Here is a 13,608-nt window from a genome sequence, read left to right as displayed (position 1 = left end):
GCGGACGGATTTCAAACGCTGCGCGCTGGTTGAGATAGGAAGACAGCGGCAGGGAGGAATCGGTGGAGGTGGCGGTGATTTCGACGCGGTAGGCGGTGTTGGCGGCTTCGGAGGCGGTGAAAGAACGAACAGAGAGTGACGGGGAGAAACGGGCGAAAGTGAGATGGTAGGATTGGCGGGCAGTCATGGCGTTGAATTTAAAGATGACAATGAGGTTCGTATGGTAACTTGAACGTCATCAACGGTAAAGCAAATGGGATAAACGGTAGAAAGGTCGTCTGAATGGAGGTTTTTCAGACGACCTTGGGTCAGAGGTCGAAGGCGGCGTTGATGAGGCGTTTGGTGTAGTCTTTCTGCGGGTGGTGGAAGATTTGGTCTGCGCTGCCGTATTCGACGAGTTCTCCGTGCTGCATGACGGCGACGTTGTCGCTGACGGCGCGGACGACGGAGAGGTCGTGGCTGATGAAGATGTAGGTCAGTCCGTATTTGGTTTGGAGTCCGCGCAGCAGTTCGACGACTTTGATTTGGACGGAGCGGTCGAGGGCGGAGGTGGGTTCGTCGAGGAGGATGAACTTGGGCCGCAGGATGAGGGCGCGGGCGATGGCGATGCGTTGGCGTTGTCCGCCTGAGAATTCGTGCGGGTAGCGGTTGAGGGCGTCGGCGGGCAGGGAGACTTCGTCCAGGACTTTGAGGACGAGTTCGGTGCGTTGGGCTTTGGTCATTTCGGGGCGGTGGACGGTGAGGCCTTCGCCTATGATTTCGCCGACGGTGAGGCGGGGTGAGAGTGAGCCGTAGGGGTCTTGGAAAACGATTTGGCGTTCGGCTTTGAGCTGGCGCGCTCGCTCCGGGCTGAGGGCGGCGAGGTCGCTGCCGTCGAAGTGTATGCTGCCTTGGTAGGGGAGCATTTGCATGATGGCTTTGCCGAGTGTGGATTTGCCTGAACCGGATTCGCCGACGATGCCGAGGGTTTCGCCTTGGCGGATGGCGAGACTGATGTTTTTGACGGCGTGGAAGGTTTTGAGGGGTTTGCCGAAGAAGTTGTGTTTGAGGGTGAAGTGGACGTCGATGCCGTCGGCACGGATGAGCTCGGGCGGGTTGCCTTCTACGGGGTCTTTCATGCCTTTGGGGACGGAGTGGATGAGTTGGGCGGTGTAGGGGTGGGTGGGGTTGGCGAAAACTTGTTTGATTTTGCCGCGCTCGACGATTTCGCCGTCTTTCATGACGCAGACGGTTTCGGAGTAGTGTTCGGCGAGTCCGAGGTCGTGGGTGATGAAGATTATCGCCATGCCCATTTGTTTTTGGAGGTCGTGGAGGAGGTCGAGGATTTCTGCTTGGATGGTGACGTCGAGGGCGGTGGTGGGTTCGTCGGCGATGAGCAGGGCGGGCTCGTTGAGCAGCGCCATGGCGATCATGATGCGCTGGAGCTGACCGCCTGAGAATTCGTGGGGGTATTGTTTCAGACGACGTTCTGCTTCGCGGATGCCGACGCGGTTGAGGAGGTCGAGGATGCGTTCGCGGGCGGCTTTGCGGGTGATGGTTTTGTTGTGGACGCGCAGGGCTTCCATGAGCTGGGTGCCGATTTTCATGAAGGGGTTCAGCGAGGTCATGGGCTCTTGGAAGATGAAGCTGATGCGTCCGCCGCGTAGGCCGCGGAGGGTTTTTTCGTCTGCGTCGAGGATGGATGTGCCGTCGAAGGTGATGCGCGAGTTTTGTCCGTAGCGGGTGGTGTTTTCGGGCAGGAGGCGCATGAGGGACATGGCGGTAACGGATTTGCCGGAACCGGATTCGCCGACGAGGGCGAGGGTTTCACCTTTGGCGACTTGGAAGCTGATGTTGCGCACGGCGTGGACGGTTTTGTCGTGGAGTTGGAAGCGGATGTCGAGGTTTTCGACGGTGAGTAATGGGGTGGTCATGGGTGTGTCCTCGTTGTGTGTGTCAGCGGTCTTTGGGGTCGAGTGCGTCGCGCAGGCCGTCGCCGATGAAGTTGAAGCAGAAGAGGGTGGCGACGAGGAAGAAGCAGGGGACGAGGAGCTGCCACGGGGCGGCTTCCATGGAGGCTGCGCCTTCTTGGAGCATGGAGCCCCAACTGGTTTGGGGTTCTTGTACGCCCAATCCGAGGAAGCTGAGGAAGGATTCAAACATGATCATGCCGGGTACGAGCAGGGAGGCGTAAACCATGACGACGCCGAGTACGTTGGGGATGATGTGGCGGGTAACGATGCGGCGGCGGGATACGCCTGTGATGCGGGCGGCTTCGACGAATTCTTTGTGTTTGAGGCTGAGGGTTTGTCCGCGGACGATGCGGGCGACGTCCAGCCATGAGACGAGTCCGATGGCGACGAAGATGAGTAAGAGGTTGCGCCCGAAGAAGGTGGTCAAGAGGATGACGAAAAACATAAACGGAAAGGCGTTGAGGATTTCGAGCAGGCGCATCATGACGGAGTCGAGTTTGCCGCCGAAAAAGCCTGCGAGCGCGCCGTAGAGCGTGCCGATGACGACGGCGACGAGCGCGCCTGCGATGCCGATGAGCAGGGAAATGCGCCCGCCTGCGGCGGCGCGGGTGAGGAGGTCGCGTCCGAGCAGGTCTGTGCCGAAGTAGTGGCGGGTGGAGAAGGAAGGCGGGATTTGCATGTTGTCCCAGTCGGTGTAGTCGTAGGTGTAGGCGCTGATCCAGGGGGCGGCGACAACGAAGAGGGTGATGGCGGCAAGGATGAAGATGCTGCACAGGGCGGCTTTGTTGTTGCTGAAACGCCGCCATGCGTCCTGCCACAGGCTGCGTCCGTGTACTTGTGCCTGTTCGGCTGCGTCTGCTATGGCGCGGGAATTTTTCTTGTTGAATAGCATGGTGTTCTCCGTTGTTTTGTTCGGGGTCGTCTGAAAACGGCAAAACCGGTTTTCAGACGACCTTTTTTGCTTTTAATAGCGGATTTTGGGGTCGATCAGGGCGTAGAGGATGTCGAGTACGGCGTTGAAGACGATGGTCAGTACGCCGACGAGGATGGTCAGTCCCAAGATCATGCCGTAGTCGCGGTTGAGCGCGCCGTTGACGAAGAGTTGTCCGATGCCGGGCAGTCCGAAGACGCTTTCGATGACGATGGCGCCGGTGATGATGCCGACGAAGGCGGGAACGAGATAGGAGAGGATGGGCAGCATGGCGGGACGCAGTGCGTGGCGCAGGACGATGCTGTTCATGGACAGCCCTTTGGCGCGGGCGGTGCGGATGTAGGGACTGTTCAACACTTCTATCATCGCGCCGCGCGTGATGCGGGCGAGGCCTGCGACATAGCCTATGGAGAGGGCGGCGACGGGCAGGATGAGGCTAGTCAGCGCGCCGTCATTCCAGCCGCCGGCGGGCAGCCATTTGAGGGTGATGGCGAAGATGAAAATCATGATGGGGGCTTTGACGAAGCTGGGGACGACGATGCCGGTCATGGCGGCGGTCATGATGGTGTAGTCCGCCCATGTGTTGCGCCTGAGCGCGGCGATGGTGCCCATGAGTACGCCCAAAACGGTGGAGACGATGAAGGAGTACACGCCCAGTTCGACGGAGACGGGCAGAGCTTGGGCGAGCAGCTCGTTGACGTTGTAGTCTTTGTATTTGAACGAGGGGCCGAGGTCGCCGTGGGCGAGTTGTTTGAGATAGTTGAAGTATTGCAGGTACATCGGGTCGTTCAGATGGTATTTGGCTTCGATGTTGGCCAGTACGGCGGGCGGTACGTTTTTGTCGCCGGTGAAGGGGCTGCCGGGTGCGAGCCGCATCATGAAGAATGAGACGGTAATCAGTACCAGCATGGTGGGGATGGCGGAAAGTATGCGGCGGATGATGAATTTCAGCATATCGTACCTGCTCGGGGCTTGGTGGGTCGGAATATGCCTGAATACAGGAAGGCGGTCTGAACAGGGTTCGGACGCTTGGGGTGGTTTTCTCTTCTTTGTAGTCAGGCCCTTGGTTTTTGGGGTGTGCGGGCTTTTGCTTTTATGGTTGTCTGAAACGGGATTTTGGGTTTCAGACGACCTTTTTGCTGATGTTTTTCGTGGGCAAAGCCCACGCTACGGCTTTTATGGTTGTCTGAACACTTTGGATGGGGTTTCGGACGGTTTTTTATAGTGGCTTAACTTTAAACCGACGGCGTTACCTCGCCTTAGTTCAAAGAGAACGATTCCTCTAAGGTGCTGAAGCACCAAGTGAATCGGTTCCGTACTATCTCTGTACTGTGCGGCTTCGTCCGCCTTGTCCTGATTTAAAGTTAATCCACTATATTGCGGCAGTCGCGGGTGGCAGCCTGCGTTATGGGTTTGTTTCGGAGGTCGTCTGAAACGGGATTTTCGGTTTCAGACGACCTTTTTGCTGGTGTTTTTCGTGGGCAAAGCCCACACTACGGCCGTTTTCAGACGACCTTTGGGATTGGCGCGGATTCGTGGGCAGAGCCCACGCTACGGCCGTTTTCAGACGACCTTTGGGGTTGGTGCGGGTTCGTGGTGAGAACCCGCGCCATGGTCGTTTCAGACGACCTTTGTCGTCAGCGCGCCAGCGGTTCGGTGCGTTTGATCAGCCATGCTTTTGCCGCGCCTTCGGTCAGCGGCTCGAGGCGGCGGCGGACTTCGGCGTGGTAGCGGTTGAGCCAGTCGATTTCGCCGTCGGTCATGAGGGCGGTGTCCATCAGGCGGGTGTCGATGGGGCAGAGGGTCAGGGTTTCGAAGTAGAGGAAGCTGCCGAACTCGGTTTCCTGCGGGTTGGCGACGGTTTGGTTGGCGGCGAGGTTCTCAATGCGGATGCCCCATTTGCCGGGACGGTAGAGTCCGGGTTCGATGGAGGTCACCATGCCTTTTTTCATGGCGTGCTGAGGACCGGGAACGGCGGCGCAGGCGATGACTTGCGGGCCTTCGTGGACGTTGAGGAAATAGCCTACGCCGTGGCCTGTGCCGTGGCCGTAGTCGCATTGCGCCTGCCACAGGGGTTTGCGGCAGATGGCGTCTATCATCGGCGAGAGGATGTTTTCGGGGAACACGGCTTCGGCAAGCGCGATATGGGCTTTGAGGACGAGGGTGTTGTCGCGTTTTTGTTCGGCACTCGGTGTGCCGACGGGGACGACGCGGGTGATGTCGGTCGTACCGCCTTTGTATTGCGCGCCGGAGTCGATGAGCAGGAGACCGTTGCCGCTGATGGTGCTGTGGCTTTCGGGCGTTGCGCTGTAATGCGGCAGGGCAGCGTTGGCGTTGAAGCCCGCGATGGTGTCGAAACTCAATGAGATGAAGCCCGGGCGTGCGCTGCGGTGGCGGTGGAGCATGGTGTCCACGTCGATTTCGGTCAGGCTGCCGCCGTTGTCAATGATGTCTTCAAACTCGGCGAAGAAGCCGCACAACGCCGCGCCATCTTGTTCCATCGCTTCGCGGATGTGGGCGATGTCGGCTTCGGATTTGACGGATTTGAAGAAGGTGGACGGGTTGATGCCTTCGATCAGGCGCACGCTTTCGGGCAGGCGCACGAGCGTGCTGACGGCGGTTTTGTTCGGCTCGATAAGCAGCGCGCCGCCGATTTGCGCGAGTTTGTCGGCAACTTGGGCGTAAGGTTCGACCGTGATGCCTGCGGTTTGCAGCGCGGCGGCGGCTTCGGCGTTCAGACGACCTTGGTCGGTAAACAGGACGGCATTGTCTTTGCCGATAAGCAGGAAGGATACGAAAACGGGATTGAAAGGCACGTCGCTGCCGCGCAGGTTGGTCAGCCAAGCGATGTCGTCAAGCGAGGAAACCAAGTGGTAATCCGCGCCTTTTTCCGCCATGACGGCGCGCACGCGGGCGAGTTTTTCGGCGGCGGTTTCGGAGACGTAGGCGGGGTCGTGGATGAACACGGTTTCGGCGGGAATGGCGGGACGGCTTGTCCACACTTGGTCAAGCAGGCCGTCGGGGTGTTCGATGCGGATGTTTTTGGCGGTCAGGGATTGCGCCAAAGTGCGTTTGCCGGTGAGCGACACCATATCGGAAGGGATGCCGACGGCGGCGTTTTCGGGCAGGTTTGCCGCGAGCCATTCGTTATACGGCGGAACTTGCCCGCTTTTTTGCAATTCAATGCCGCTGCCCGCAAGCTGTTTGGTGGCTTGTTCCCAATAGCGGCTGTCCACCCACACGCCCGCTTCATCGGCGGTAACGACAAATGTGCCGACCGAGCCGGTAAAGCCTGACAACTCGCGGCGCGCCTGCCAGTGTGCGGGCAGGTATTCGGAAAGATGGGGGTCGGCGGAGGGGATGACGAGTGCGTCCAGACCTTGCGCCTTCATGGCTTCGCGCAATGCGGACAGGTAATTCGATACGGTATTCATGAACGGATTCTCCAATAGGGTTTCGCGGTTTCAGACGACCTTTTTATAGCGGATTAACTTGATGTACAGGAAGGTCGTCTGAAAAACGTGTCTATGTTATCAAATCACTTCTTGGGTGCAAACGACCAATTTTTGATGGTGTAATTTTTCAGCGGGTCGCGGTCGGAGTAGCCTTGGATGTCGGGTTTCACCAGATTGATGCTGACTTGGTGATACAGCGGGATAAAGGCGTCGTCGCGTTGCAGCATCGCCTCGGCGCTGACGTAGCGGCGGGCGCGCTCTTCGGCGGAAATGCCCGCTTCGAGCGTGCTGTTCATCAGCTTGTCGAATTCGGGATTCTTGTAATGGAAGGCGTTGTTCGGATTGTTGGATTTGAAAATATTGAGCATGCCCGCAGGGTCGTTGTAGTCGGAACACCAGCCCGCAAACGCCATGCTGAAGTTGCCTTGCAGGCGCTTGTCCAAAAAGGTTTTCCATTCTTCGTTCATCAGCGTGGGGCGCACAAACGGTACGGTCGCCTTCCAAATGGATTGCAGCGCGGTAATTTGTTTCTTGGCGGCCTCGCTGGTGGTATAGACGATTTGGAACTCAAGCGGTTTCTCTTCGCTGTAACCCGCTTCGCGCAAAAGTTTTTCCGCTTCGGCAATGCGCGCTTCGCGCTTGAGCGGCTTCCATGCGGGGGCAGATTCGCCGCCGCCCTGCATATTCGGCGGGGTGAGCTGGAACGCTTCCTTGTCGCCGCGTCCGGCAACTTTGGTAATGATGGCGCGGTCGGTCAGGAGGTTGAGCGCGCGGCGGACTTTGGGATTTTTAAATTCGGCGGATTCCAAGTTCGGCTCTAAAAACCAAGAACACAGCAAAGTCGCGCGCCGAACCTGTCCGGGAAATTCTTTCTCGGCAATCTTGATCTGGTCGGAAGGGATGCCGTAGGTAACGTCCACTTCGTCGGCGCGGTAGCGGTCGTATTCTTTGCCGCTGGCGAGGAACACCGCCTGCGGGATGGATACTTTTTTGCTGTCGTAATAAGCAGGGTTTTTATCCATGGTGATGTGGCTGTTGACACGCCATTCTTTGAGGATGTATGCGCCGCTGGAAACATAATTGCCCGGCTGCGTCCATTTTTCGCCGAATTTCTCGACCGTGGCGCGGTGGACGGGGTAGGTGAACTGCTGAATCAGCATATCGGGGAAATACGGCACGGGCGCGGTGAGCGTGAATTGCAGCGTTTTTTTGTCCAAAGCCTTGACGCCCAAAGTATCCGGCTTCGCCTTGCCTTGTAGGATTTCCGCCGCACCCTGTATTTTCGCGTCTTCCAAATAGCTGCTGTTAGGCGCGGCGGTTGCAGGATCGGCGAGGCGGCGGAAGCTGTAAACGAAATCTTCGGCGGTAATCGGGTCGCCGTTGCTCCAATTTGCATCGCGCAGGTGGAACGTCCAAACGCGCCCTTCGTCCGACGGCTCCCATTTCAACGCCAAGGCGGGAATGGTTTTGCCTTCGGCATCCGTACTGACCAAGCCGTCCATCATCTGACGGATAATCGCGCCCGCCGCCATATCCGAGCTTTTTTGCGGGTCGAGCGTACTCGGTTCGACCGCGTTGCTGATGACGATTTTATTGTATTCGCTGCGCTTGAATTCGGGCGCGGGCTTGACTTCGCGATGACACGCCGACAGCGCAAGCACTATGGCAAGCGATAAAGCTAATATGGAATAAGGTTTGTTCGGCAGCACGTTTTTTCTCCTCTTCTCGCTATCTCTCCCTCCATCCTGCGTTTTGCAAAAAATAAAAAAACTACATATGACTACATGGTAGGGAAATATTCTGATTTTTGGCGGATAAAAAGATTTATTCTCTATGGGTATTTGAAAAAATCCGCCTGTTTTGGAAATCGGTTTGCAAGATAACACAAAAAAACGCCGTAAAAAACATTTTTTGAAATAAAAGTTACAAGTGATTACAAAAATATTGATTTTTTTGCACGCCTCAAATAGTATAAAACCCTGTTTAAACGCAGCCTCAGAAAAATCAAATAAAAGGAGAATAAAATGAAGAAGTTATTAATGATTGCGGTTGCCGTCCCGCTTGCCGCCCCCGCATTGGCATCCGATAACGAAGCCAAAATCGGCGGACGGATATTTACTTCTATCGAACACGAACGCAACGGCAAAGGGCAATCCGCTACCGATATATCCGACAACAACAGCCGCATCTGGATTATGGGCAGTGAAAAACTCGACAAAGACCTCAAGCTCATCTACGGCGTCAATTCATTCGTCGCCTTCGACTACAACGGCTGGAGTACGGACGACTCCTATATCGGTCTGCGCGGCGATTTCGGTACTGTCCGCGCCGGCTGGCTCAGTACCCCCATGCACTACCTGACCGGCGAACAAGACGCGTTCAACGGCAACAACCACACCCAAACCATGGGGCGCATGACCCGTTTCGGCGGCCGTGAAATCGCCCTGAACTACGAATCCAAAACCTTTGACAACGGCTTCAACTACCGCGTCCAAATCGCGCCCGGTGCCAACAAATACAAAGACAGGAAGCGCAACGGCGACTGGATGGCGGGCTTAGGCTTGCACTACAAACACCCGACCAACGGCTTCAACGCCCACTACGCCCTCGAATACGCCCGCAACGGCTCGCCTGACGATACCAAAGACAGACAGGTTCATTCCCTGAAAGTCGGCTACGACAAAGACGACCTCTACCTCGCCGCCGGCATGATGTACGCCCGCAATGTTGCCGACAAATTCCACTGGGAAGACGAAACCAAAACCAATACCAACACCCGCGATTTCCAAGTGACCGCCGGCTACACCATGGGCAACATCACCCCCAAACTCGGCGTCGCCTACGGCCGCTCCGATACCGGCAAGAATTACAAACAGCTCGCGTTCAACACCGAATACAAATTCTCCAAACGCACGACCCTCTCGTTCAACTCCGGCGTAGTCAAAGAAAGCAAAGACCCCAAAACCGGCTGGGCGGCAGGCGTGTCATTGGAACACAGCCTTCAATAACACGGGATTTGAAGCATAAAAGGTCGTCTGAAAACCTGAATATGGGTTTTCAGACGACCTTTGTGTTTATAGTGGCTCAACTTTAAACCAGTACGGCGTTGCCTTGCCTTGCTGTACTGTCTGTACTGTCTGCGGCTTCGTCGCCTTGTCCTGATTTTTGTTAATCCACTATATCAAACGCCTGTCAGACGCATTCTTGCAAACAATGTTTCCGATACTCAAATCTTCATGAAAAAACGTCGTCTGAAACCGATCTTCAGACGACGTTTGCCATTCACGCCCCTAGCGGATTCATTCCGCTTTCTCCAACAGGGCGAAGCCTTCCACTTTGTTTCTCGGGCGCGCGCCCTGCCAGATTTTCGTCCAGCCCGGCGGCGCGTCGGTATTTTTAGGCTGCTGCACCAGGCGGTAGCGGCAGGCAGCATCGTCGATATGGAGTGTCAAGTCGCTGTATTGCGCCCAAGCGATACGGGCGCGGTGGTCTTCGTTGGCGATGCTGATACATTCGAGGTCGTCTGAAAGCCGTTGTTTCAGTTCGGGGGAGAGGGCGGCTTCCATTTGGAGGACGACGGGCGCGTGGCTTTTGGCGGCGTCGAGCCACGGCAGGAACAGGGTCATCAGCAATGCCCACGCCAGCGTAACGCCTGCCGCCCAGTTGGTCACTGCCTGTCTGCCGCGGATGTTTTTGCGGGTAATCGCCCACAGCCACAGCGGGGTAAACAGTAGGGCGACCGCCATCGGTATCGGGTCGATGTCGGGCGTGTAATACGGGCTGAAATAGGCGGCGCGTTCGGCGAGTTTGGCAGGCCAGCCGTAGTTCATGGCGAAGAAGCCCGTCCACAGGAAAATGGCGAACAATCCGAACGCCATGACGCCGAACCAGTTGATAAACGCCGCCGCGCCGCGCCGCAGTCCGTCCAGTTGCGCCGCGCCGAGCAGGGCAAGCGGGGGCAGCAGCCAAACGAGGTTGTCTTGCAGGCGTTGCGGGCTGACGGCAAGAATGCTGAGGACGATGAGGAACCACGAAATGCACAATACGCTCCAGTTTTTTTCGCGGATGCGGGGGCGGCTTAACGTCCATGCCGCGAGCGGCCACGCGGGCAGGGTAAACCAGAGCAGGTTTTTCAGGTAGTAGAACAGACTGAAGGTCGTCTGAAAACCACCCAAGCCGCCGAATGCGCCGAGCGAGTGGTGTTGCAGCCAGATGGAAAACAGTTCGGGCTGCGTTCTGGAGAAAATGAGCGGATAAACCGTCAGCAGCGGCAGTCCGATGGCGAACGCGCCGACCAGTGTCAGGTAATAGCGTTTGACGCGCCATTTCTCATCGAGCAGCAGGGCGGGTGCTAAAAACATCAGCGCGGCGGTCATCAGATAGCCTGATGAGAGCGACAGCAACGCCCAGCCGAAGCCCAGCAACAGGGAGGAGGTAATGACGCGGCGTTGCGCCAACGAAAAGCCGCACAATATCATGCCCGATGCGGCAAAGGCGACCGAAGCGGGGTTGAGGAAGTGCGCGACCGAGAGCAGCCCGATGCTGCCGATCAGGATGAGGACGACGCTGCGCCCGTGGTGCCTGCCCAAGAAGTTGAATCCGGCAAAACCGCAGGCGGTCAGCCCGATAATCGTAAAGAAGACGCCCGCAAACCGCGCGGCATCATAAGCGTCCGCCGCCCAAGGTGACAACAGGTGTTTGAACGCCGCCGCCACCCACAAATAGACGGGCGGAATCTGAAAATCCGGCTGCCCCAACACATGGGCGACCAACGGCGTCGCGCCTGCGTCTAAGGCTTCGACGGCGGTAAAGACGGTGGGTTCGGCGGGGTTCCACAAGTCGTGCGAAAACACGCCCGGCCACAGCCAGGCAAATGCCATCAGCAGCAAGAGCCAGGGTTTTTCATGGGTTTTGGCAGGTTGTCGCGGATCGGGCGGGGTGTAAGTGAGCATAGCTTTGAGGATGTTGAACGTATTTTCGTGTAGTTTAGCAAAGATTCGGCGGGAGGTCGTCTGAAAGGAGGGATTTGGGTTTTTACTTCATTCAAACCACGTTTTCAGACGACCTTATATCGACCCTACCGCTGACGCAAATCAAGCGCAGGCAAATCCTGCCTTTACCGATGCGCCCCGTTCGCGGATAATTGAGAACATTCCCATTTCCGTTTCCAACCTTCACAAAGGATACATCATGGCATTTCTGAAACTGACCGAACAAAACGTGCAGGGCAAAACCGTCCTCATCCGCGCCGATATGAACGTGCCGTTCAAAGACGGCAAAATCAGCGACGACACCCGTATCCGCGCCTCGCTTGCGTCCATCAAATACTGCTTGGACAACGGCGCGTCCGTTATCGTGATGACCCACTTGGGCCGACCGACCGAAGGCGAGTTTCATCCTGAAGACGACGTTGCGCCCGTTGCCGCGCACTTGGGCAGCCTGTTGGGTAAAGACGTGAAAGTATTGAACGACTGGCGTGAAAACAAACCCGTCCTGAACGCGGGCGATGTCGTCATGCTGCAAAACGTGCGCATCAACAAGGGCGAGAAGAAAAACGATTTGGAACTGGGCAAAGCCTATGCCGCCTTGTGCGACGTGTTTGTCAACGACGCGTTCGGCACCGCCCACCGTGCCCAAGCCTCGACCGAAGCCGTCGCCCAAGCCGCGCCCGTTGCCTGCGCCGGCGTATTGATGGCGGGCGAACTCGACGCTTTGGGCAAAGCCCTGAAACAGCCTGCGCGCCCGATGGTGGCGATTGTCGCCGGCAGCAAAGTGTCCACCAAACTGACCATCCTCGAATCGCTGGCGGACAAAGTCGATCAACTCATCGTCGGCGGCGGTATCGCCAACACCTTCCTGTTGGCGGAAGGCAAAGCCATCGGCAAATCTTTGGCGGAACACGATTTGGTGGAAGAGTCTAAAAAAATCATGGCGAAAATGGCGGCCAAAGGCGGCTCCGTACCGCTGCCGACCGATGTCGTCGTTGCCAAAGCCTTTGCCGCCGATGCCGAAGCGGTTGTAAAAGACATTGCCGACGTTGCCGAAGACGATATGATTCTGGACATCGGTCCGAAATCCGCCGCCGCACTTGCTGAGTTGCTCAAAGCCGCAGGCACTATCGTTTGGAACGGTCCGGTCGGTGTGTTTGAGTTTGACCAGTTCGCAGGCGGCACGAAAGCCCTTGCCGAAGCCATCGCCCAAAGCAAAGCATTCTCGATTGCGGGCGGCGGCGACACGCTGGCGGCGATTGCCAAATTCGGCGTTACCGACCAAATCGGCTACATCTCCACCGGCGGCGGCGCGTTCCTCGAATTCTTGGAAGGCAAAGAGTTGCCTGCCGTAGCCGCTTTGGAAAAACGCGGCGCGTAAGCGGTTTGACGTAAAAAAGAGGTCGTCTGAAAACCTGATTCGGGGTTTTCAGACGACCTCTTTGTATGGTTGCCGCGTTTTGACGGCAAGGCGGAGGATGTTTTATTTCAACAGATTTTTCAAAGCCAAGCGTACGCCTTCGCCGACTTCCGTGCCTTTTGGGATGCCTTTGATGGCGGCTTTTGCCTCGCGTTCGTTGTAACCCAGCGCAATCAGGGTGTTGACGATGTCGTCCGTTTCGTCGGCAGCAGGCGCGGCGGTGAAAAGCCCGTCGGTAGCGGTATGGGAAACCAGTTTGCCGCGCAGTTCCAAAACCATGCGTTCGGCGGTTTTTTTGCCGATGCCCGGGGCGGAAGAGAGGCGTTTGATGTCTTCGTCGGCAACCGCGCGGGCAAGCTCGTCGGCGGACATGGCGGAGAGTATGCCCAGCGCGGTTTTCGCACCGATGCCGCTGACTTTGACCAACTGGCGGAACGTCGCCCGCTCGTCGGCAGTCGCAAAGCCAAACAATAAATGCGCGTCTTCACGGACGACAAGCTGGGTGTAAAGCTGCACGGTTTCGCCCAAGGCGGGCAGGTTGTAGAAAGTCTGCATGGATACGTCGGCTTCGTAGCCGACGCCGTTGACGTCGATGACGATTTGCGGAGGGTTTTTCTCGATGAGCTTGCCGGTCAGTCTGCTGATCATGTCGATTCCGAGTGGCGTTGGCGGGGTCGTCTGAAAACGCGGTTTTGCATGATTGCGGTGTTTCAGACAGCTTTGATTGTTTGGTGGGTTAGTTTTAAACCGATACGGCGTTTTCGTATGGCTTGGTCTGCGTATATCTGAAAGATAATAAAAAAGCTGAGTTTTTCAACTCAGCTTTTAAAATTTGGTGGGTCGTGAGCGATTCGAACGCTCG

10 protein-coding genes and 1 pseudogene are annotated in these 13,608 nt (G+C 56.9%); 2 read left to right on the top strand and 9 right to left on the bottom strand.

Going from position 1 to position 13,608, the window contains the following annotated elements; genetic code table 11:
• From HMPREF2726_RS06160 to HMPREF2726_RS06135, 6 genes are all read right to left on the bottom strand, one after another.
• Positions 1-187: hypothetical protein (locus HMPREF2726_RS06160; protein WP_148132481.1), on the bottom strand; the 187-nt coding region annotated here is incomplete at its 3' end.
• Positions 188-308: 121 nt separating this feature from the next.
• Entirely contained in the window at positions 309-1,913 is a 1,605-nt protein-coding gene (locus HMPREF2726_RS06155) for an ABC transporter ATP-binding protein (RefSeq protein ID WP_070602651.1), read from the bottom strand.
• Positions 1,914-1,935: 22 nt separating this feature from the next.
• Positions 1,936-2,844, bottom strand: coding sequence for an oligopeptide ABC transporter permease OppC (oppC, locus tag HMPREF2726_RS06150; protein WP_070602649.1), 909 nt, complete (start codon positions 2,842-2,844; stop codon positions 1,936-1,938).
• 72 nt (positions 2,845-2,916) lie between these two features.
• Positions 2,917-3,837: an oligopeptide ABC transporter permease OppB gene (oppB, locus tag HMPREF2726_RS06145; protein WP_070602647.1), complete on the bottom strand. Its 921-nt coding sequence runs from the start codon at positions 3,835-3,837 to the stop codon at positions 2,917-2,919.
• Between the two features lie 683 nt (positions 3,838-4,520).
• Complete coding sequence (locus HMPREF2726_RS06140) at positions 4,521-6,317, bottom strand: aminopeptidase P family protein (RefSeq protein WP_070602644.1); 1,797 nt, start codon at positions 6,315-6,317, stop codon at positions 4,521-4,523.
• A 104-nt stretch (positions 6,318-6,421) separates the two neighbouring features.
• Positions 6,422-8,047 carry a peptide ABC transporter substrate-binding protein gene (locus HMPREF2726_RS06135; protein WP_003767612.1) on the bottom strand — a complete coding sequence of 542 codons (1,626 nt, stop codon included), beginning with the start codon at positions 8,045-8,047 and terminating at the stop codon, positions 6,422-6,424.
• 315 nt (positions 8,048-8,362) lie between these two features.
• Here HMPREF2726_RS06135 and HMPREF2726_RS06130 point away from each other — a divergent pair, with 315 nt between their 5' ends.
• Entirely contained in the window at positions 8,363-9,346 is a 984-nt protein-coding gene (locus HMPREF2726_RS06130) for a porin (protein ID WP_003767600.1), read from the top strand.
• Between the two features lie 69 nt (positions 9,347-9,415).
• Here the strand turns inward: HMPREF2726_RS06130 and HMPREF2726_RS14710 are convergent.
• A pseudogene (locus HMPREF2726_RS14710) lies at positions 9,416-9,564 on the bottom strand (IS5/IS1182 family transposase); the annotation flags it as partial.
• 73 nt (positions 9,565-9,637) lie between these two features.
• Entirely contained in the window at positions 9,638-11,290 is a 1,653-nt protein-coding gene (locus HMPREF2726_RS06125) for an ArnT family glycosyltransferase (RefSeq protein ID WP_070602642.1), read from the bottom strand.
• 238 nt (positions 11,291-11,528) lie between these two features.
• On the opposite strand from HMPREF2726_RS06125, the gene HMPREF2726_RS06120 reads away from it, so the two are divergent.
• The gene (locus tag HMPREF2726_RS06120) at positions 11,529-12,707 is read left to right on the top strand and encodes a phosphoglycerate kinase (RefSeq protein WP_003767620.1); all 1,179 of its coding nucleotides are present in this window, start codon (positions 11,529-11,531) and stop codon (positions 12,705-12,707) included.
• Positions 12,708-12,809: 102 nt separating this feature from the next.
• On the opposite strand, the gene ruvA is transcribed toward HMPREF2726_RS06120, so the two are convergent.
• Complete coding sequence (gene ruvA / locus HMPREF2726_RS06115; RefSeq protein WP_070602639.1) at positions 12,810-13,394, bottom strand: Holliday junction branch migration protein RuvA; 585 nt, start codon at positions 13,392-13,394, stop codon at positions 12,810-12,812.
• Between the last annotated feature and the right edge of the window lie 214 nt (positions 13,395-13,608).

The organism is Neisseria sp. HMSC074B07 (assembly GCF_001810355.1).
In the GTDB taxonomy this organism is placed as follows: domain Bacteria; phylum Pseudomonadota; class Gammaproteobacteria; order Burkholderiales; family Neisseriaceae; genus Neisseria.
Note: the sequence above shows the minus strand (reverse complement) of the source record. Positions and strands in the feature narration are given on the sequence as shown.